The 1255-nt window shown below is 38.3% G+C and carries 2 protein-coding genes; both read left to right on the top strand.

All coding sequences use genetic code 11. The features are described 5' to 3' along the window. Positions 1 to 708, top strand: a 708-nt coding sequence (locus IQ228_RS27565; RefSeq protein ID WP_370566961.1) for an RNA-guided endonuclease InsQ/TnpB family protein, incomplete at its 5' end; no start/stop codon positions are given. Between the two features lie 37 nt (positions 709 to 745). Next, entirely contained in the window at positions 746 to 1222 is a 477-nt protein-coding gene (locus IQ228_RS27560; RefSeq protein WP_370566960.1) for an IS200/IS605 family accessory protein TnpB-related protein, read from the top strand. The last annotated feature ends 33 nt before the right edge of the window (positions 1223 to 1255 follow it).

Below are 1255 nucleotides of genomic sequence, written 5' to 3'. Positions count from 1 at the left end.
CTAATCAGTCCCAACAAGGAATTAGGAGCGGTTCTTGAGTTCTTATGTGGGGAGTCAAATAAACTTGCTAATTGTGGGACTTATTATGCCAGACAATTGTTTTTTAAGACGGGTAAAATTCCTGGTAAGTTTGACTTGCATCGTGAGTTAGCAAGTAATTCACATTTTGGGGCAATGTATTCTCAAGCTGCACAGCAATGTTTAACAACTGTGGCGGAATCGTTCAAGTCTTATATTGGACTTTTGAAAGGGATTAAAAATGGTACAGTCACTCAAAAACCTAAGCTACCTGGATACCGAAAACCTGGATTAAATCTCGTAACTTTTCCTGGACAAGCTATTAAACTAAAGGACGGTAAGCTAAGATTTCCGATGGGTAGTAAGGTGAAAGTTTGGTTTGGGCTTGACGCTTTTTATGTTCCCATGCCTTCTAATTTAGAGCATAAGGACATCAAAGAATACCGCATACTGCCAAGGAATAATGAATTTTATTTGGAGTTAATTTATAAAATAACTTCTCACAAGCCCGACGTAAATATTGAGAATGTTTTATCAATTGATCACGGGTTGAACAACTGGCTAACCTGTATCAGTAACGTTGGTACGTCATTTCTGATTGACGGACGCAAGTTAAAATCAGTGAATCAATGGTACAACAAACGAGTTTCGGTTCTCAAAGAAAATCAATCCTTTTGGTTTTTGGTCTAAGCAATTAGCGTCAATAGCTGAAAAGCGGAATCGTCGGATGAGGGACGCTACTAATAAAGCAGCTAGAATCGTAATCAACCATTGCATTGATCATAAAATTGGGACTGTCGTTTTTGGCTGGAACGTCGGACAAAAAGATTCTATAAATTTAGGTTCTAAAACTAATCAAAAATTTGTCCAAGTTCCTACCGCAAGATTAAAAAACCGCATTGCTCAACTGTGTGAACAATACGGCATTAAGTTCTTTGAAACTGAAGAATCTTATACCTCAAAAACATCGTTCCTAGACAATGATTTTCTACCTACATTCGGTGCAAAACCTGAAGGGTGGAAAGAGTCAGGAAGAAGAGTTAGCCGGGGTTTGTACCATTCTCAAGATGGTACAAAAATCAATGCAGATTGCAACGGTGCAGCTAATATTTTCAGAAAAGTAGCGGTAAAGCTAGGATTAAATTCTAGTGGAATCAGTAGAGGCGCATTGATATCGCCGTTAAGATTATTTATTTGGTCTTAAGAATCCCCGTCCATTTATGGCGGGGAGTGTCAA

This window comes from Dolichospermum sp. LEGE 00246 (assembly GCF_015207865.1).
Lineage (GTDB): Bacteria > Cyanobacteriota > Cyanobacteriia > Cyanobacteriales > Nostocaceae > Dolichospermum > Dolichospermum heterosporum.
Note: the sequence above shows the minus strand (reverse complement) of the source record. Positions and strands in the feature narration are given on the sequence as shown.